Raw genomic sequence first — 598 nt, forward strand, 5'->3', positions numbered from 1 at the left:
TGATTGTAGGAATTCAGGTGTTCTTGTTCTGGTTGATCTTGCGCGTGCCTGGCCTGGTCGAGCTCTTCTATGACATTGAGCTTGGTGCTCGTCGTCCCTCTGAGTATGAACTGCATCAGATCGAAGCAGCATTTGCATACCTGCAGGGCATTGCTGACGCCAAAGGCATCAAACTGCCTCGTATCGTCTGGCGTGTGATTGACAAGCCCAACTACAACGCCTGCGCCTTTGGCCGTAACAGAGTTGCGCTCAATCAGGGTGCTCTTTACGACACCAAGTTTAGAGACAAAGGATTGGAAGAACTTGCTGCTCTCATTGCCCATGAGATCGGTCATCTGCGCCATTGGGATACGGTGCACATTGCTATTCGGACCGCTCTTGTCTGGCCTTTCCTGTTCGCCTTGAAGCTCAACAATCTGGTTTACAGGATTCCATTTGTGGGACTGTTCTTCAACTTCGTCATTATTCCCTGCAATTTTATCATCACTATTGCTGCTCGGCTCACCGGCCTGACCTCTCGCATGGGCGAGTATCGGGCAGATGAGTTCTCTCAAAAACTGCTCGGTAAGGACCGCATGTTGCAGGTGTTCGCTGGCCT

General features: G+C 51.0%; 1 protein-coding gene. It reads left to right on the forward strand.

The genetic code is table 11. The features are described 5' to 3' along the window. The coding region (locus PsW74_RS14615; protein ID WP_193777958.1) for a M48 family metalloprotease at positions 1-598 on the forward strand (598 nt) is incomplete at both ends.

This window comes from Pseudovibrio sp. W74 (genome assembly GCF_001623085.1).
Lineage (GTDB): Bacteria > Pseudomonadota > Alphaproteobacteria > Rhizobiales > Stappiaceae > Pseudovibrio.